This is a genomic window from Citrobacter sp. Cpo100, assembly GCF_030332595.1.
GTDB classification, from domain to species: Bacteria; Pseudomonadota; Gammaproteobacteria; order Enterobacterales; family Enterobacteriaceae; genus Citrobacter; species Citrobacter portucalensis.
Map to the genome: position 1 here is coordinate 232,801 of NZ_JAOWHM010000023.1, position 17,299 is coordinate 250,099.

A 17,299-nucleotide genomic window follows, 5' to 3' on the forward strand; every position below is an offset into this window, starting at 1 on the left:
GCGCAGAATTCTGCGCCTTTTTTATGGACGATAAAGATGAAAATACTGCAAATCGCCGTCGGGATTATTCGTAATCAGCAACATGAAATTTTTATCACCCAGCGTGCGGCTGATGCCCACATGGCAAATAAGCTGGAATTCCCCGGCGGGAAAATTGAAGCGGGCGAAACGCCGGAGCAGGCGCTGATTCGCGAGCTACAGGAAGAAGTGGGGATCACGCCGACTCAAAGCTCATTGTTCGAAAAGCTGGAGTATCAGTTTCCGGACAGGCATATCACTCTGTGGTTCTGGCTGGTTGAAAGCTGGGAAGGCGAGCCGTGGGGAAAAGAAGGGCAACCGGCGCAGTGGATTGCGCAAGATGCTCTGAATGCGAAGGATTTCCCGCCCGCGAATGCACCGGTCATTGAAAAGCTGATAGCTGGCTAATGGTGCTGTAGGCCGGATAAGGCAACGCCGCATCCGGCAAGTTATGGCGGGGCGCTACGCTTGCCCGCCCTACGTTTTAGTTCGTAGACCTGATAAGCGCAGCGCCATCAGGCAAAACAACATAAAATGCCGGATGCGGCGTTGCCTAATCCGGCCCACCGTTTTAGCAGAATTACTTCTGTTCTTCACTCCAGTCGTCGCTTTCTGACAGATCACCAGAGCTTGGGATGCGTTTCTCTTCTGCGGCCCACTCTCCCAGATCGATTAACTGGCAGCGCTTGCTGCAGAATGGGCGAAACGGACTGACCTCAGCCCATACTACAGGCTTGCCGCAGGTTGGGCAGTTGACGATGGTTTGTTCAGACATGTTGACTCCTTAACAGCACGCCAGTTCAAAATCGAGGCGCTCAGGCACCTGACCATTCTCGCTATCCAGCGGCATAAAGCGGATGGCAAAACGGCTCTTATGACCAGAAATTTGCGGATAAAGCAGCGAATCAAGCGGCAGCTGTAAGCGCAGTAGATCTGCATCTTCGCCGTTGTCCTGATAAAAACCATTCAGGCTGGTTTGCTTACGAAACGGTGCTGAGTTGCGAATTAAATCCAGTACCAGCGACAGCGCCTGGTTGAGCGGATTCAGGCTGGCAAGCCAGGTTTCAACCTGCGCGTCACGATGTGACTGTGCCAGGTGTAACCAGATATGCAGAGTCGGCAGATCGAAACTACAGCACCCGCCAGGAATACTTAAACGCTGACGGACGAGACCAATCAGACGATCTTCGCGCAGCGTCTGTCCAATACGCGGGGCAGAAATCAGAATGCTGCCTGCACTTTTTAGCTGCTGACGCAAAGAGTCGATTCTGCTTTGATCGACGCCGGGAACTTCGACCCAGGCCTGGAGTTTACGCTGCTGTCGCTCCAGTTCTTTGAGGAGTTCGGTACGGACTTCGCCGCGTTCAAATACATCCAGTAAATCTCCGATATTGCGGAAAAAATGCAGAGCGCCGGCATGGTCAGTAATGGGCAAATTAACGGAGAGCTGTTGGATTAAAAACTCAATGCGCAGCCATGTACGCATCTTCTCATTGAGAGGGTGTTCAAAAAGGACCTGGGTGTGCATTACGGTTTTTCCTGTGAGACAAACTGCGACGCGCATTGCAAATAGAGCGCGTGCAGGCGGGCGACATCCGAGGCGATGGCTTCCGGTGCGCCATTATTATCAATAACATCGTCTGCCACGGCCAGCCGCGCTTCACGCGTTGCCTGGGCAGCAAGAATTTGTTCAACATGCTCACGCGTGACGTCATCACGCTGCATGGTGCGTCTGAGCTGGGTTTCGGGGGTGACATCCACCACGAGTACGCGGTCGGCTTTTTTATACAGCGAATTTTCCACCAGCAAAGGGACAACCCATAGCAGATAAGGAGAGGTTGCTTGCTGAAACTGACGCTGCGTTTCCTGCTGAATAAGCGGATGAAGCAGGGCATTCAGCCAGCTTTTCTCCTCAGGATTGGAAAAAATGCGTTCGCGTAAAATGCGTCGCTGCAACGATCCGTCTGCGGCTATAACGTCGGAACCAAAATGTTCTTCGATCGCCTTAAGAGCAGGTGTGCCGGGTTCAACCACCTGGCGCGCAATAATATCTGCATCAATGACGTTTATTCCGAGGTCAGCGAACGCATTTGCAACGGTGGTTTTACCACTGCCAATGCCGCCGGTTAAGGCTACCGTATACCTCATAGATGCCGATCCTGGAGTTTAAGTTTGATTATCAAACAGTTAAAAGTTATGCGTGCGAAGGCGAGGCTGCTGCAGGATTAACCTACTATTCGCCAGGTAAATTTATGGGATTGTAGCGTAAAAAAAGAGAATTTCGCAGTCTTGCGCAGCATTGATTAGTGCGTATGATAGCGTCACTGGAGTTGTGAGTTTCGATTTTTCGCCATTAACCCCAGGAATCCGCACATGCGTATCGAAGAAGATCTGAAGTTAGGTTTCAAAGACGTTCTTATCCGCCCTAAGCGTTCTACTCTCAAAAGCCGTTCCGATGTTGAGCTGGAACGTCAATTTACCTTTAAGCATTCAGGTCAGACCTGGTCCGGCGTACCTATTATTGCCGCGAACATGGACACTGTCGGGACGTTTGCCATGGCAACGGCACTGGCTTCCTTCGACATCCTGACCGCTGTGCACAAACACTATTCTGTTGAAGACTGGGCCGCCTTCATCGCAGAGAGCTCTGCCGATGTGCTCAAACACGTAATGGTTTCAACCGGTACGTCTGATGCAGATTTCGAAAAAACTAAACAGATTCTGGCGCTCAACCCCGCGCTGAACTTTATCTGCATTGATGTGGCCAATGGCTACTCAGAGCATTTTGTTCAGTTCGTGTCGAAAGCGCGTGAAGCATGGCCGACTAAAACGATCTGTGCGGGCAATGTGGTCACCGGTGAAATGTGCGAAGAGCTGGTACTCTCCGGTGCTGATATTGTCAAAGTCGGCATTGGCCCAGGTTCTGTATGTACCACGCGTGTAAAAACCGGCGTTGGCTATCCACAGCTTTCTGCGGTTATTGAATGCGCCGATGCAGCCCACGGTCTGGGTGGCATGATTGTCAGCGACGGCGGCTGCACAATGCCGGGTGACGTGGCAAAAGCGTTCGGTGGCGGCGCAGACTTCGTGATGCTCGGCGGCATGCTGGCTGGTCATGAAGAAAGTGGCGGCAAAATTGTTGAAGAGAACGGTGAGAAATTCATGCTGTTCTACGGTATGAGCTCTGAATCTGCCATGACGCGTCACGTAGGTGGTGTTGCACAGTACCGCGCTGCAGAAGGTAAAACCGTCAAGCTGCCACTGCGCGGCCCGGTTGATAATACTGCTCGCGATATCCTCGGCGGTTTGCGTTCTGCTTGTACCTATGTGGGCGCATCCCGTCTGAAAGAGCTGACCAAACGTACAACGTTTATTCGTGTACAGGAACAAGAAAACCGTGTTTTCAATAGCCTGTAAGAACAGCTAGTTCTGTGAAATGCCTGATGGCGTTACGCCGTCATCAGGCATTTGAATCTATCCCACCCCGCTCATCGCATCTCCCAAATGGAAAATCGGTAAATACATCGCGACGACCAGTGTACCGATGATAAGCCCCGTAATGACCAGCAACGCAGGCTCAAGTAATGCAGCCAAATTATCAGCCTGAGCCAGGGTTTTCTCGCCATGGTGATGAGCAAGATTGCGCAGCATTGCATCCAGCGAGCCGGAAGCTTCACCAGTTCTGACCAGCTGTATACACAATGGGCTGAATTCACAGCTATTTTTAAGTGCTAACCAGATCGGTTTTCCTGAGCTGATGTCCTGCTGAACCAGTGCTAAACGTTGCGACCAGAAAGGGTTAGCCAGCGTTTCGGTAACGCTCTCAAGACCCTGCAAAAAGGGAATGCCCGCATTTTGCGTTAACGCCAGAACAGTGAATATCTGCGTGAGTTTTTGCCCTCTCACCATCGTCCCTATGACCGGGAGGCTGAGCAGCAATTTCTGGCGCAGAATGAGCCAGTACGGTTTCTGCTTTATCAAATGATGTGTGGCAACTGCTACCAGGCCAAGCGCTACCGCCAGCCATCCCCATTGGCTGCTACAGTGTGCGATGGTAATAATCCACTGAGTGAGCGCCGGTAGCGGGGTGTTGAACGTCTGGTAGATAGCGGCAAACTCAGGGAGTACAAACTGCAGCATCGCAAATACGACCATCACCGCCATTGTTATGATGATGATCGGATAGCGCAGGGCTTTTTTAACTTTATCAGCAAGTTGCTGTTGTTTCTTTTGCTGGTAGGCGAGTTCAAAACAGCAGTCGTCCAGCTTACCCGTAAGTTCTCCGGTACGGATCATTGCCTGGTAAAGGGGCGGAAAAACGTGTTGCCATTGTGATAACGAGGCGGAGAGGGTTATGCCCTGTTCCATATCGTAAGCCAGCGTACGCAGTAGCGCCTGCCATTGAGTGCTGGGATGCTGTTCAGCAAGCAGAGCTAGCCCTGTTGAGAGCGTTAACCCTGCCTTTAGCAATGTCGCCAACTGGTGTATGGTTTCGGCGCTTCTTGTTCGGCTCCAGTGCGAGGTTTTGACACGCATACATTTAATGCGCAGCGGCGTAATCTGTTGTTTCTCAAGAGCCAGCATCAATGACGGTCGGGTATCGGCCCATAGTGTGCCTTCCAGCGATTTACCTTCGTTGTTAATGCCTTGCCAGCGCCAAAGCTGTTTAGCGGACATGAGGCATGCCCAGTACACGAATCAGCTCTTCAAATGTCGTTAACCCTTGCTCGACGGCCTGACAGCCATTCTCGAAAAGCGTTCTCATTCCTGATTGCTGAGCATCAGATTCCACTTCGTCTACGGATGTGCCACTGGCAATACTCTGACGTAATGCCGGAGTAACAGGGAGCACTTCAAACAATGCCGTACGGCCATAAAATCCGTGATAACAATGTTTGCAGCCAGGGGCCTGCCAATTCGGTAGTGGTGTAGGCCAGACAGTTTTCGGGAGCGTGATAGGCGTACTCTGACGTTGTCGGCAATGGGGGCACAACTTTCTGACCAACCGCTGTGCAATAACGAGCGTCAGCGCGGAGGCGATCATCCAGCGTGCGACACCCATTTGTTGCAGGCGCACCAGCGTTTCACTGGTGGAATTGGTATGCAGCGTAGAAAGAACCAGATGACCTGTTTGTGCGGCTTTAAGGGCTATTTCTGCCGTTTCGCCATCGCGGATTTCACCCACCATGATAATGTCGGGATCCTGGCGCAGCAGCGCGCGTAAGACTCCCTGAAAAGTCAAACCGGCGCGTGGGTGAATTTGCGTCTGGTTGAGGCCTGCGATCGGGATCTCTACCGGATCCTCCACGCTACAAAGATTCACATCCGGGGTGTTTCGGGTTTGCAGCGCACTGTACAGCGTGACCGTTTTGCCGCTTCCGGTAGGCCCGGTAACCAGAATCAGCCCCTGAGGCTGCTGCAAGGCTTGCGAAAATGCGGCCAGCTGCGCGTCTTGCATTCCCAGCGCCGCGATCTCCAGTGACTGATCGACCTGATGAAGTAGCCGTAACACGACTTTTTCGCCGTAGCGACAGGGTAGGGTGGCGATGCGAAACGAGACCGGCTCTCCTGAAATCTCAACGGTAAATTGTCCGTCTTGTGGAAGCCGATGCTCGGCGATATCCAGGCTGCCTAATACTTTTAACCTTGCGGTGATGGCAATGCCCATCTCGGTCGTGACTTCCGGTAAAGCGTGAAGCACGCCATCTACGCGTAATCTGATTCGATAGTGATTTTCCTCGGGTTCAAAATGAATATCAGAAGCCCGTTGCGTCAGAGCGGAATGAAACGTCTGATTCAGCAAGTCTGCCGCGCTGGCGCTGCTTTTCGTGACTACTGCTGGGAGCATTTTCTGCGGTGTATGCGTGTGGCCTTCCATTTGCTGACGTGTCCAGCAGACAATGTCGATGTGTCGGGTGGTGGCAAAATGCAGCGCATCCAGCAGCTCGTGTGATGGGGCGTCTACGACGGCGATATGCACCACTTCATTGTCTGCATCCAGTAATATTGCCTGATAACGTTGGCATAGTGCCGTAAGTTGGGTGGTGTTCATCTCTGTTCCTTAGTGGGTATCGAAGCGGAAAACGTCTTCACAGGCCTGCTGCAATGCGCTGTCGTTCTGGATGACGCAGTTTCGGTTCCAGCCGGTAATGCCGTTGGCATTGTCCCAACCTGGCGTCATGGTGATGCTTAGCCCGTTCAGGCTTTCCTGCCCACTAAGGCTGACAACTCCCTTTTCAACGCTCATGGCTGAGACGTAACGGGTAGTTGTTGGAGAGGGAATACCATTCGTTCCGGCATCACAGGTATTTGTTCCGCCATGCTCCAGTGCACAGAGCTCAACCGCCGTGCGATAGGGGACAAATGTTTGTAGCATGTCCGTCAGCGCGGCTTTGCGCAGATAGTTTTGATATGCCGGAATGCCGATGGCGCTAAGGATGGCAATAATGCCAATCACCACCATGAGTTCGATAAGCGTAAAGCCTCGTTGCTTGTTCATCGTTCGCTCCTTGAGTTTGCTGGCGCTACTTTGGCAAACCGACGGGAGGACGGCGAGAGACAAAAAACAAAACGGGAAAGCGGGTTCAGAGGATTTTTACGAAATTACAGAGTCAGACAATGTACTTGCGAAGAGACTCGAAGAAACTGCCGGGTGGTGGTGTAAATGCCGTATTCGGCTTACGGAATAAACCTGTGTAGTAGGCCCGATAAGCGAAGCGTCATCGGGCAATACAATCAGCAATTAGCGAAATCGCATGGAGAGATCGAGTGCGCGAACATGTTTGGTCAGCGCGCCAACGGAGATAAAGTCCACACCGGTTTCGGCAAATTCGCGCAGCGTTTCATGGGTGACGTTGCCCGACACTTCCAGACGCGCCTGGCCGTTGGTGCGCTTTACCGCTTCGCGCATTTGGTCAGTTTCGAAGTTATCGAGCATGATGATATCGGCCCCGGCTTTCAGCGCGTCGTCCAGTTCATCCAGGCTTTCTACTTCGACTTCAACCGGCACATCCGGGTGCAACCAGAAGGCTTTTTCGACGGCCTGACGTACCGAGCCGGAAGCAATAATGTGGTTTTCTTTAATCAGGAAGGCGTCGGACAGCCCCAAACGATGATTCGCGCCGCCGCCGCACAATACGGCGTATTTTAGCGCGGTACGCAGTCCCGGCAGGGTTTTGCGCGTATCCAGCAGTTGGGTCTTGGTTCCCGCTAACAGGTCGACGTATTTACGCACTTCACTCGCTACACCTGAAAGCGTCTGCACAAAATTCAGCGCAGTACGTTCACCGGTCAGTAAAACGCGGGAAGGGCCGTCCAGTTCAAACAGCGGCTGATTGGCCTTTATGCTGTCGCCATCTTCGACATGCCAGGTGATGTTGACATCATCGCCAGCCAGCTGAATAAAGACCTCTTCCACCCAACGTTTTCCACAAAAAACGCCATCTTCGCGGGTGATTACGGTGGCATGGGAGCGCATGTCTTCGGGTAAAAGCTGTGCGGTGATATCGTTATTGGCATCAACTTCTCCGCCTAAATCTTCACGCAGCGCCTGAGCTACAGCGGCAGGGATATCCAGATTTATGCGTTCCAACAGCGCGTCACGTCGGTAGTCAGGGTTATAGCGGCGAGGCGGCATGATAAAACTCCAAATTGCTAACGAATCATAAGGTGGAAACATGCTACCCTGAACCTGATATGAGCACCACCAATAAGGAGATTCTGCATGTTGTTAGACGAGGGCTGGCTGGCAGAGGCGCGACGCGTTCCCTCTCCGCATTACGATTGCCGCCCGGATGACGAAAACCCTTCTCTGCTGGTGGTGCATAATATCAGCCTGCCGCCCGGCGAGTTTGGTGGCCCGTGGATAGACGCGCTGTTTACGGGCACGATTGATCCCAACGCCCATCCTTATTTTGCCGGGATCGCCCATCTGCGTGTTTCGGCCCATTGTTTGATTCGCCGTGACGGTGAAATCGTGCAATATGTGCCTTTTGATAAACGCGCCTGGCATGCGGGTGTGTCGAGCTATCAAGGGCGAGAACGCTGTAATGATTTTTCAATTGGTATTGAGTTGGAAGGGACGGATACGCTGGCCTATACCGATGCGCAGTATCAGCAACTGGCTGCCGTGACGAATACTCTGATTACGCGTTATCCGGCCATTGCTAACAACATGACAGGACATTGCAATATTGCGCCCGAGCGTAAGACCGATCCCGGGCCGTCCTTTGACTGGGCAAGGTTCCGCGCCCTGGTCACCCCCTCGTCGCACAAGGAGATGACATGACGCTGTTTACAACATTATTGGTGTTGATTGTTGAACGCCTGTTTAAGCTGGGTGAGCACTGGCAGCTTGATCACCGGATTGAAGCTTTTTTCCGCCGGATTAAGCATTTTTCGATGATGCGTACGGTAGGCATGACTCTGATTGCGATGGGAGTGACATTTCTGCTACTGCGCGTACTTCATGGGCTGTTGTTTAATGTTCCGTTGCTGGTGGCGTGGATCTTAATTGGCTTGCTGTGCATCGGTGCTGGCAAGGCGCGCCTTCACTATCACGCTTACCTGAACGCGGCTGCTCGCGATGATGCTCACGCCCGTGATGCGATGGCCAGCGAGCTGACGCTTATCCATGGGGTTCCGCCGGACTGCGATGAGCGTGAATTCTTGCGCGAACTGCAGAACGCGCTGTTATGGAACAACTTCCGTTTTTATCTGGCGCCGTTATTTTGGCTGATTGTCGGTGGTCCGTGGGGACCTGTGACGCTGGTTGGTTATGCTTTTTTACGCGCCTGGCAGTCCTGGCTGGCGCGCTATCAGACACCGCACCAGCGTCTGCAATCAGGCATTGATGCGATCCTGCATGTGCTGGATTGGATCCCGGTGCGTCTGGCGGGCGTGGTCTATGCGCTGTTGGGACATGGTGAGAAAGCGCTGCCGGCCTGGTTTGCCTCGCTTGCGGATCTGCACACGTCGCAATATCAGGTGCTTACGCGTCTGGCGCAGTTCTCGCTGGCGCGTGAACCGCACACCGATAAAGTCGAAACGCCAAAAGCCGCCGTTTCGCTGGCGAAGAAAACCTCGTTTGTGGTGGTGGTGGTTATTGCGGTGCTCACCATTTATGGGGCATTAGTATAGCGTTGTGCCGGATGGCGCTAATGCTTATCCGGCCTACAATGAAAAAACGTGTAGGCCCGGTAAGCGCTAGCGCCACCGGGCAGTGCAACGGTTTAGTTCGTATCAGCAGGCGGCACGCCAAAATCTGGCATGCCGTTTTCGTCCCAACGCACGAGCTTCAGACGAGTGTGGCGGTTTGGGTCGTACAGCGGATCGCCCTCGATTTCGGTGTAGTTTCTCGCGTGATACACCAGTACATCTTCACCTTCCGGCGTTTGTGTAAAGCTGTTGTGTCCTGGCCCAAACTGGCGGTTTTCATAACTGGTGGTAAAGACCGGACGCGGTGATTTGTGCCAGTTCTGCGGTTTGAGCGGATCGGCGTTGAGGTCAATCCACAATAATCCCATACAGTAGTTCTCATCGGTGGCGCTGGCGGAATAGCTGATAAACAGCTTATCGCCATGAACCATGACGGCAGGACCTTCATTGACCCAAAAACCCCGGCATTCCCAGTCATACTCAGGATGACTTAGCATGACCGGCTCGCCTTTAATCGTCCATGGATTTTCCAGCTCTGCGAGGTAGATATTGGAGTTTCCGGCGATATCGGGCGACTTCTGCGCCCAGAGGTACCACTGTTTTCCCTGATGGTTAAAGGTGGTGGCATCAAGCGCAAAGGTATCAAACTGCGTTTTAATCTGACCTTTCTCCGTCCACTGCCCGGTCAGCGGATCGGCGTCGGCACATTCGAGCGCAAACATGCGATGCTGGAACATCCCCAGCTTGTCGAGCGACTGTGTGTGGGTGGCAGCAAAATAGATGTACCACTTGCCTGCCTGATGATGGATTTCGGGTGCCCAGATGAGTTGGCTCATGGGGCCGCTTTCTGGTTTGCGCCAGACGACAACCGGGGCGGCGGTGCGCAACCCCTCCAGCGAGTCGGCCCGGCGTATCTCCAGTCGGTCATATTCGGGTACTGAAGCAATGAAATAATAGTGGCTACCGTCACGTAAGATAAACGGATCGGCACGCTGTTCAATAAAGGGATTTGGCCACTGATTCATTAGGCTTTCCTTACGGTTTCAGTCGTTTTTATATCGTGGTATTCATTCAGTTCACGGTAGTTGGCGCGGCGCTTTTCTAAATCTGTCTGGATTTGCTGCATAAACTCGCGGTCAACTTTAAGCAGACGAACCACGCCTGCGGTAATCAGGTAGCCTACGCCCGGTATGATGGTAAACAGCAGCATAATACCGTTAATGGCAGAGTCGCTTTGCGCTTTCGCCCCAGCGTCGTAACCGTACCAGGAGAGCAGGAAGCCGACCATCGCTCCGGCAATCGCCAGGCCCAGTTTCAGGAAGAACAGGTTACCGGAGAAGCTGATTCCGGTGATGCGTTTACCGGTTTTCCACTCGCCATAGTCATCGACATCCGCCATCAGCGACCAGTGCAGCGGAGAAGGAATTTGGTGCAGGATGTTGAGCAGGAAGTAGAGCACCATAATCATCATGGTGGCTTTCGGATCGAAGAAGTAAAACGCGGCAGAGAAAATCGCCAGGATAATATTGGTCCAGAAGAAGACTTTCAGTTTGCACCAGCGATCGGTTAATACCTTCGCCAACATACTGCCGATCATCATGCCGACCACACCAAGACTGATAAACAGCGTTGCGAACTGCGTGCTTTGCTGCATAACCCATGTCACGTAGTACATGGTGGCAGCCATGCGAATAAAGCCCGGACAGACGTTGCACAGTGTTAACAGCAGAATTTTTACCCACTGATCGTTCTTCCACACGTCTTTCAGATCGGCTTTTAAATCGTCATTGGTCTGGACAGCAGGGCGCACGCGTTCACGGACCGTAGCGAAGCAAAACAGGAACATACACATGCCGATGAAAGCCAGAACCGCCATCGCCATCTGATACCCTTTGGCTTTGTCTTCCCCGCCGAACCAGTCGGCCATTGGCAGCAAGGTGAGGGACAGCAGCAGGGTTGCAATGCCTACCAACACAAAGCGATATGACTGGCAGGCGACGCGTTCCTTCGGATCGTTGGTGATGACGCTGCCGAGCGAGCAGTAGGGAATGTTGATCGCTGTATAAGTAATAGATAGCAGGAAGTAGGTAACGAACGCATAGATAACTTTGCTGTTATAGGTCCACTCTGGAGTGGTAAACATCAGTACGCTGAATAACGCGTACGGGAAAGCCATCCATAAAAGCCATGGACGAAATCGACCATATTTACTACGGGTGCGGTCGGCCATCGCGCCCATTATAGGGTCGGTAACGGCGTCGATAACGCGTACTGAGAGCAGTAATACGCCGACCAGTGCAGGTGCCAGACCAAAAATGTCTGTGTAAAAATAGTTAACAAACAACATGATGGCGCCAAAGATGATGTTGCATCCGGCGTCGCCCATTCCATAGCCGATCTTTTCTTTCACCGTGAGCTTACTGGTTTCCATCAACTGCACTCCATTAATGAGATATGGAGAGAATTATTGTCCGGCACCGGTGTTTTTGCGTTGCAGGATAACGCCGCTGATATGGACTAAACAGTCGTGAGTGGGAAAGTGTGAGGCAGGTAACAACCCCCACCTGACGCAGGTGGGGGGAGGGGGGGATTAATGCGCTTTAACCGCGCCGGCCGTTTTTTGTTTACACAGGTAGCCGATGCCAAGAATGGCAATCCATACAGGGATTAAGTACACCGAGATCGCCATACCCGGCGTCATCAGCATAATCACCAGTACTGCAGCCATGAAAATCAGGCACACCCAGTTACCCAGCGGATAGAGCAGCGCCGGGAAGCGGGTGGTAACACCCTGCTGCTGTTTGGCTTTGCGGAACTTCATGTGTGCCAGGCTAATCATTGCCCAGTTGATCACCAGTGCGGAAACCACCAGCGCCATCAGCAGGCCAAAGGCGGATTCCGGTGCCAGGTAGTTGATCAGCACACACAGAGCCGTCACCAGTGCGGAAACCAGAATGGTGTTCACCGGTACACCGCGTTTGTCGACGTTCATCAGCGCTTTGGGCGCATTGCCCTGCTGTGCCAGACCGAACAGCATACGGCTGTTGCAGTATACGCAGCTGTTATAGACAGAAAGGGCGGCAGTCAGCACTACGATGTTCAGGGCATTAGCAACAAAGGTGTCGCCCAGTTCGTGGAAAATAAGGACAAACGGGCTGGTATCCGCCGTGACACGCGTCCACGGCATCAGGGAAAGCAGAACCGCCAGCGAACCCACATAGAAAATCAGGATACGGTAGATAACCTGGTTGGTCGCTTTGGGAATGCTTTGCTCCGGGTTATCCGCTTCTGCTGCGGTGATCCCGACCAGCTCCAGCCCACCGAAAGAGAACATAATAATAGCCATCATCATCACCAGACCGGTGAAGCCATGCGGCAGGAAGCCTCCCTGGTCCCACAGGTTGCTGACGCTGGCCTGCGGGCCGCCGTTACCGCTAAACAGTAACCAGCCGCCGAACAGGATCATCGCTACGACGGCAATGACTTTAATAATGGCGAACCAGAACTCCATCTCACCAAACACTTTCACGTTGGTCAGGTTGATGGCGTTGATCAGCACAAAGAAGGCAGCCGCAGACACCCATGTTGGGATCTCCGGGTACCAGAACTGGATGTATTTACCCACGGCAGTTAGCTCTGCCATGGCAACCAGCACGTACAGCACCCAATAGTTCCAGCCGGAAGAGAACCCCGCGAAACCACCCCAGTATTTATAAGCAAAGTGACTAAATGAGCCTGCAACGGGCTCTTCAACCACCATTTCACCTAACTGACGCATAATCAAAAAGGCGATAAAGCCGGCAATAGCGTAACCCAGAATAATACCCGGTCCTGCAGACTGGATAACGGATGCGCTACCGAGGAATAACCCGGTACCAATCGCGCCACCCAGCGCGATTAGCTGTATATGGCGGTTCTTAAGGCCGCGCTTGAGCTGATCGCCATGCTGTTGACTTTCCATCATGAAACCTCGTGTGTGGTTTTACTCTTCATATTTCGAGTGCTTATTTTTTGAACTACGCAGCAATGCGTGTGTAAGTTTGCAATTCCGTTTGTTGTATTAATTTGTTTACAGATGCTTTTGATAAAATGTTGCCTTAATACTTTTGTCTTGATCAGAATAATGATATGCGAGCGCGAATGCACCTGCTTTATGCGGGGAAGATGACGAGTTGAATAAAAAGAAACCATTTGTAAATGCGAGTTTATCTACCACAAAATTTCCATTTTGAATTTCTATTCATTAATAGTGGTTGATATATCGATAAATAAGCAGGTGAATCGGTTCAGATGAGATAATTTTTCGTTTCAATTCCGTTAAAACTACCCCGAGGTGGGTAAATTTAACATTTGTGCATAGTTACATGTTTGAAACGTTATTTCTGTAATGTTGTTAAAATATGCCTCCTTTACTGATTTCAATCAAAACCTGTATGGACAGAAGGTGAATACTTTGTTACTTTAGCGTCAAGAACATGAAATTGGTAAGACCAATTGACTCCGGGCAAATGGCTTAAGACAGGAAATCATGGCCTACAGCAAAATCCGCCAACCAAAACTCTCCGATGTGATTGAGCAGCAGCTGGAGTTTTTAATTCTTGAGGGGACACTTCGCCCCGGAGAAAAACTCCCACCGGAACGCGAGCTGGCAAAACAGTTCGACGTCTCCCGCCCCTCCTTACGCGAGGCGATCCAACGCCTTGAAGCGAAGGGCTTACTGCTTCGTCGTCAGGGCGGTGGCACTTTTGTTCAGAGCAGCCTGTGGCAGAGCTTTAGCGACCCACTGGTAGAGCTGCTCTCCGACCATCCTGAATCCCAGTTTGACCTGCTTGAGACGCGCCATGCGCTGGAAGGTATTGCGGCTTATTACGCTGCACTGCGCAGCACGGATGAAGACAAAACGCGTATCCGTGAACTCCACCATGCGATCGAGCTTGCTCAACAGTCCGGCGATCTTGACGGCGAATCTGATGCGGTACTCCAGTATCAAATTGCTGTCACCGAAGCGGCACACAATGTGGTGCTGCTCCATTTGCTAAGGTGTATGGAGCCGATGCTGGCCCAGAACGTTCGGCAAAACTTCGAATTGCTGTATGCGCGTCGTGAAATGCTGCCACTGGTTAGCAGTCACCGTACCCGTATTTTTGAAGCAATTATTGCCGGGAAGCCGGAAGAGGCGCGTGAAGCGTCCCACCGTCACCTGGCGTTTATCGAAGAGATCCTGCTAGACAGAAGCCGTGAGGAAAGCCGTCGTGAACGCGCCTTACGCCGTCTGGAGCAACGAAAGAATTAGTGATTTTTCTGGTAGAACGTTAACCAGAAGATGTTGTAAATCAAGCGCCATATAAAGTGCGCGGCAACTAAACGCAGAACCTGTCTTATTACGCTCTCTGGCGAGAACGTAATGGGACAGGTTCCAGATAACTCAACGTATTAGATAGATAAGGAATACCCCCATGTCAGAACGTTTCCCAAATGACGTGGATCCGATCGAAACTCGCGACTGGCTACAGGCGATCGAATCGGTCATCCGTGAAGAAGGTGTTGAGCGTGCTCAGTATCTGATCGACCAACTGCTTTCAGAAGCTCGCAAAGGCGGCGTGAAAGTAGCGGCAGGTGCAGGGGCCAGCAATTATGTAAACACTATTGCCGTTGAAGATGAACCGGAATACCCGGGCAATCTGGAGCTGGAACGTCGTATTCGTTCTGCTATCCGCTGGAACGCCATCATGACCGTACTGCGCGCGTCTAAAAAGGACCTCGAGCTGGGTGGCCACATGGCATCCTTCCAGTCCTCCGCAACGGTATATGATGTTTGCTTCAACCACTTCTTCCGCGCACGCAACGAGCAAGATGGCGGCGATCTGGTGTACTTCCAGGGTCACATCTCTCCGGGCATCTACGCACGCGCATTCCTGGAAGGTCGTCTGACTGAAGAGCAGATGAACAACTTCCGTCAGGAAGTACATGGCAAAGGCCTGTCTTCCTACCCGCACCCGAAACTGATGCCAGAATTCTGGCAGTTCCCGACCGTATCTATGGGTCTGGGCCCAATCGGTGCTATCTACCAGGCTAAATTCCTGAAATATCTGGAACACCGTGGCCTGAAAGATACCTCTAAACAGACCGTTTACGCCTTCCTGGGCGACGGCGAGATGGATGAGCCAGAATCTAAAGGTGCGATCACCATCGCGACCCGTGAAAAACTGGACAACCTGGTCTTTGTTATCAACTGTAACCTGCAGCGTCTTGACGGCCCGGTAACCGGTAACGGCAAGATTGTTAACGAACTGGAAGGCATCTTCGCAGGCGCTGGCTGGAACGTTATCAAAGTCATGTGGGGCGGTCGTTGGGATGAGCTGCTGCGTAAAGACACCAGCGGTAAACTGATCCAGCTGATGAACGAAACCGTTGACGGCGACTACCAGACCTTCAAATCCAAAGATGGCGCATACGTACGTGAGCACTTCTTCGGTAAATACCCGGAAACCGCAGCACTGGTTGCTGACTGGACTGACGAGCAGATTTGGGCTCTGAACCGTGGTGGTCACGATCCGAAGAAAGTCTACGCTGCACTGAAAAAAGCGCAGGAAACCAAAGGCAGAGCAACTGTAATCCTGGCCCATACCATCAAAGGTTACGGCATGGGTGACACTGCTGAAGGTAAAAACATCGCTCACCAGGTTAAGAAAATGAACATGGACGGCGTGCGTTATATCCGCGACCGTTTCAACGTTCCTGTGACTGATGAGCAGGTTGAAAACCTGTCTTACATCACCTTCCCGGAAGGTTCTGAAGAGCACACTTATCTGCACGCTCAGCGTCAGAAACTGCATGGCTACCTGCCAGCTCGTCAGCCGAACTTCACCGAGAAGCTGGAACTGCCAGCTCTGGAAGACTTCGGTGCGCTGCTGGAAGAGCAGAACAAAGAAATCTCCACCACTATCGCTTTCGTTCGTGCCCTGAACGTGATGCTGAAGAACAAGTCGATCAAAGATCGTCTGGTTCCGATCATCGCTGACGAAGCGCGTACTTTCGGTATGGAAGGTCTGTTCCGTCAGATTGGTATCTACAGCCCGAACGGTCAGCAGTACACCCCGCAGGACCGTGAGCAGGTTGCTTACTACAAAGAAGACGAGAAAGGTCAGATCCTGCAGGAAGGTATCAACGAACTGGGTGCAGGCGCATCCTGGCTGGCTGCTGCGACTTCTTACAGCACCAACGATCTGCCGATGATCCCGTTCTACATCTACTACTCCATGTTCGGGTTCCAGCGTATTGGTGACCTGTGCTGGCAGGCAGGCGACCAACAGGCTCGTGGCTTCCTGATTGGTGGTACTTCCGGTCGTACGACGCTGAACGGTGAAGGTCTGCAGCACGAAGATGGTCACAGCCATATTCAGTCTCTGACTATCCCGAACTGTATCTCTTACGATCCGTCTTACGCGTACGAAGTTGCGGTCATCATGCACGATGGTCTGGAGCGTATGTACGGTGAGAAACAAGAGAACGTTTACTACTACATCACCACGCTGAACGAAAACTACCACATGCCGGCAATGCCAGCAGGTGCCGAGGAAGGTATCCGTAAAGGTATCTACAAACTCGAAACCCTCGAAGGTAAGAAAGGTAAAGTTCAGCTGCTGGGCTCCGGTTCTATCCTGCGTCACGTGCGTGAAGCAGCACAGATCCTGGCGAACGACTACGGTGTAGGATCTGACGTTTACAGCGTAACCTCCTTCACTGAACTGGCGCGTGATGGCCAGGATTGTGAGCGCTGGAACATGCTGCACCCGCTGGAAACTCCGCGCGTTCCGTACATCGCTCAGGTGATGAACGACGCTCCGGCAGTGGCATCTACTGACTATATGAAACTGTTTGCCGAACAGGTTCGTACTTATGTACCGGCTGATGATTATCGCGTACTGGGTACTGACGGTTTCGGTCGCTCTGACAGCCGTGAAAACCTGCGTCACCACTTCGAAGTTGATGCTTCCTACGTGGTTGTAGCGGCCCTGGGCGAACTGGCTAAACGTGGCGAAATCGATAAGAAAGTGGTTGCTGACGCAATCATCAAATTCAACATCGATGCAGATAAAGTTAACCCGCGTCTGGCGTAAGAGGT

The 17,299-nt window shown here is 52.2% G+C and carries 16 protein-coding genes; 6 read left to right on the plus strand and 10 right to left on the minus strand.

What is annotated here, in order from left to right:
- Nucleotides 1–36: 36 nt before the first annotated feature.
- Nucleotides 37–426, plus strand: a complete 390-nt coding sequence (gene mutT / locus OGX96_RS02235; protein ID WP_286582136.1) for an 8-oxo-dGTP diphosphatase MutT — start codon at nt 37–39, stop codon at nt 424–426.
- Between the two features lie 172 nt (nt 427–598).
- Here mutT and yacG read toward each other — a convergent pair whose 3' ends face one another.
- The 3 genes from yacG to coaE are packed head-to-tail and all read right to left on the minus strand — an operon-like array spanning nt 599 to nt 2,166.
- Nucleotides 599–793, minus strand: a complete 195-nt coding sequence (yacG, locus tag OGX96_RS02240; RefSeq protein WP_003018740.1) for a DNA gyrase inhibitor YacG — start codon at nt 791–793, stop codon at nt 599–601.
- Nucleotides 794–802: 9 nt separating this feature from the next.
- The gene (zapD, locus tag OGX96_RS02245; protein ID WP_008786201.1) at nt 803–1,546 is read right to left on the minus strand and encodes a cell division protein ZapD; all 744 of its coding nucleotides are present in this window, start codon (nt 1,544–1,546) and stop codon (nt 803–805) included.
- Nucleotides 1,546–2,166 (minus strand): dephospho-CoA kinase, encoded by a 621-nt coding sequence (coaE, locus tag OGX96_RS02250; protein WP_008786202.1) that lies wholly within the window; start codon nt 2,164–2,166, stop codon nt 1,546–1,548. The genes zapD and coaE overlap by 1 nt, the downstream gene beginning before the upstream one ends.
- 225 nt (nt 2,167–2,391) lie before the next feature.
- On the opposite strand from coaE, the gene OGX96_RS02255 reads away from it, so the two are divergent.
- Nucleotides 2,392–3,435 (plus strand): GMP reductase, encoded by a 1,044-nt coding sequence (locus OGX96_RS02255; RefSeq protein ID WP_003829510.1) that lies wholly within the window; start codon nt 2,392–2,394, stop codon nt 3,433–3,435.
- A gap of 57 nt (nt 3,436–3,492) precedes the next feature.
- Here the strand turns inward: OGX96_RS02255 and hofC are convergent, their stop codons facing one another.
- The 4 genes from hofC to nadC form a co-directional block, all read right to left on the minus strand.
- On the minus strand, nt 3,493–4,695 hold the full coding sequence (hofC, locus tag OGX96_RS02260) for a protein transport protein HofC (RefSeq protein ID WP_286582138.1): 1,203 nt from the start codon (nt 4,693–4,695) through the stop codon (nt 3,493–3,495).
- Nucleotides 4,685–6,070, minus strand: a complete 1,386-nt coding sequence (gene gspE / locus OGX96_RS02265; protein ID WP_103285763.1) for a type II secretion system protein GspE — start codon at nt 6,068–6,070, stop codon at nt 4,685–4,687. Before gspE ends, hofC begins: the two co-directional genes overlap by 11 nt.
- Before the next feature lie 9 nt (nt 6,071–6,079).
- Nucleotides 6,080–6,517 carry a prepilin peptidase-dependent pilin gene (gene ppdD / locus OGX96_RS02270; RefSeq protein WP_032942370.1) on the minus strand — a complete coding sequence of 146 codons (438 nt, stop codon included), beginning with the start codon at nt 6,515–6,517 and terminating at the stop codon, nt 6,080–6,082.
- A gap of 243 nt (nt 6,518–6,760) precedes the next feature.
- Nucleotides 6,761–7,654 carry a carboxylating nicotinate-nucleotide diphosphorylase gene (gene nadC, locus OGX96_RS02275; protein ID WP_003837454.1) on the minus strand — a complete coding sequence of 298 codons (894 nt, stop codon included), beginning with the start codon at nt 7,652–7,654 and terminating at the stop codon, nt 6,761–6,763.
- Between the two features lie 87 nt (nt 7,655–7,741).
- On the opposite strand from nadC, the gene ampD reads away from it, so the two are divergent.
- Entirely contained in the window at nt 7,742–8,305 is a 564-nt protein-coding gene (ampD, locus tag OGX96_RS02280) for a 1,6-anhydro-N-acetylmuramyl-L-alanine amidase AmpD (RefSeq protein WP_008786207.1), read from the plus strand.
- Nucleotides 8,302–9,156 carry a beta-lactamase regulator AmpE gene (gene ampE / locus OGX96_RS02285; RefSeq protein WP_204192001.1) on the plus strand — a complete coding sequence of 285 codons (855 nt, stop codon included), beginning with the start codon at nt 8,302–8,304 and terminating at the stop codon, nt 9,154–9,156. Before ampD ends, ampE begins: the two co-directional genes overlap by 4 nt.
- Nucleotides 9,157–9,248: 92 nt before the next feature.
- Here ampE and OGX96_RS02290 read toward each other — a convergent pair whose 3' ends face one another.
- The 3 genes from OGX96_RS02290 to aroP form a co-directional block, all read right to left on the minus strand.
- A complete protein-coding gene (locus tag OGX96_RS02290) occupies nt 9,249–10,199 on the minus strand; it encodes a glycoside hydrolase family 43 protein (RefSeq protein ID WP_286582141.1) in 951 nt (316 codons plus the stop codon).
- On the minus strand, nt 10,199–11,605 hold the full coding sequence (locus OGX96_RS02295) for a glycoside-pentoside-hexuronide (GPH):cation symporter (protein ID WP_003829494.1): 1,407 nt from the start codon (nt 11,603–11,605) through the stop codon (nt 10,199–10,201). The genes OGX96_RS02290 and OGX96_RS02295 overlap by 1 nt, the downstream gene beginning before the upstream one ends.
- A gap of 159 nt (nt 11,606–11,764) precedes the next feature.
- On the minus strand, nt 11,765–13,138 hold the full coding sequence (aroP, locus tag OGX96_RS02300; RefSeq protein WP_008786209.1) for an aromatic amino acid transporter AroP: 1,374 nt from the start codon (nt 13,136–13,138) through the stop codon (nt 11,765–11,767).
- Nucleotides 13,139–13,702: 564 nt separating this feature from the next.
- Here aroP and pdhR point away from each other — a divergent pair.
- Nucleotides 13,703–14,467, plus strand: a complete 765-nt coding sequence (gene pdhR, locus OGX96_RS02305; protein WP_003018699.1) for a pyruvate dehydrogenase complex transcriptional repressor PdhR — start codon at nt 13,703–13,705, stop codon at nt 14,465–14,467.
- A 163-nt stretch (nt 14,468–14,630) separates the two neighbouring features.
- Complete coding sequence (gene aceE / locus OGX96_RS02310; protein WP_048236129.1) at nt 14,631–17,294, plus strand: pyruvate dehydrogenase (acetyl-transferring), homodimeric type; 2,664 nt, start codon at nt 14,631–14,633, stop codon at nt 17,292–17,294.
- Nucleotides 17,295–17,299: the final 5 nt, after the last annotated feature.

Bases quoted from the DNA above. Each gene is read 5' to 3' on its own strand.
- mutT (WP_286582136.1), top strand. From the start codon at position 37: ATGAAAATACTGCAAATCGCCGTCGGGATTATTCGTAATCAGCAACAT.
- gspE (WP_103285763.1), bottom strand. From the start codon at position 6,070: ATGAACACCACCCAACTTACGGCACTATGCCAACGTTATCAGGCAATA.
- aroP (WP_008786209.1), bottom strand. From the start codon at position 13,138: ATGATGGAAAGTCAACAGCATGGCGATCAGCTCAAGCGCGGCCTTAAG.
- yacG (WP_003018740.1), bottom strand. From the start codon at position 793: ATGTCTGAACAAACCATCGTCAACTGCCCAACCTGCGGCAAGCCTGTA.
- ampE (WP_204192001.1), top strand. From the start codon at position 8,302: ATGACGCTGTTTACAACATTATTGGTGTTGATTGTTGAACGCCTGTTT.
- OGX96_RS02255 (WP_003829510.1), top strand. From the start codon at position 2,392: ATGCGTATCGAAGAAGATCTGAAGTTAGGTTTCAAAGACGTTCTTATC.
- hofC (WP_286582138.1), bottom strand. From the start codon at position 4,695: ATGTCCGCTAAACAGCTTTGGCGCTGGCAAGGCATTAACAACGAAGGT.
- OGX96_RS02295 (WP_003829494.1), bottom strand. From the start codon at position 11,605: ATGGAAACCAGTAAGCTCACGGTGAAAGAAAAGATCGGCTATGGAATG.
- nadC (WP_003837454.1), bottom strand. From the start codon at position 7,654: ATGCCGCCTCGCCGCTATAACCCTGACTACCGACGTGACGCGCTGTTG.
- pdhR (WP_003018699.1), top strand. From the start codon at position 13,703: ATGGCCTACAGCAAAATCCGCCAACCAAAACTCTCCGATGTGATTGAG.
- aceE (WP_048236129.1), top strand. From the start codon at position 14,631: ATGTCAGAACGTTTCCCAAATGACGTGGATCCGATCGAAACTCGCGAC.
- zapD (WP_008786201.1), bottom strand. From the start codon at position 1,546: ATGCACACCCAGGTCCTTTTTGAACACCCTCTCAATGAGAAGATGCGT.
- OGX96_RS02290 (WP_286582141.1), bottom strand. From the start codon at position 10,199: ATGAATCAGTGGCCAAATCCCTTTATTGAACAGCGTGCCGATCCGTTT.
- coaE (WP_008786202.1), bottom strand. From the start codon at position 2,166: ATGAGGTATACGGTAGCCTTAACCGGCGGCATTGGCAGTGGTAAAACC.
- ppdD (WP_032942370.1), bottom strand. From the start codon at position 6,517: ATGAACAAGCAACGAGGCTTTACGCTTATCGAACTCATGGTGGTGATT.
- ampD (WP_008786207.1), top strand. From the start codon at position 7,742: ATGTTGTTAGACGAGGGCTGGCTGGCAGAGGCGCGACGCGTTCCCTCT.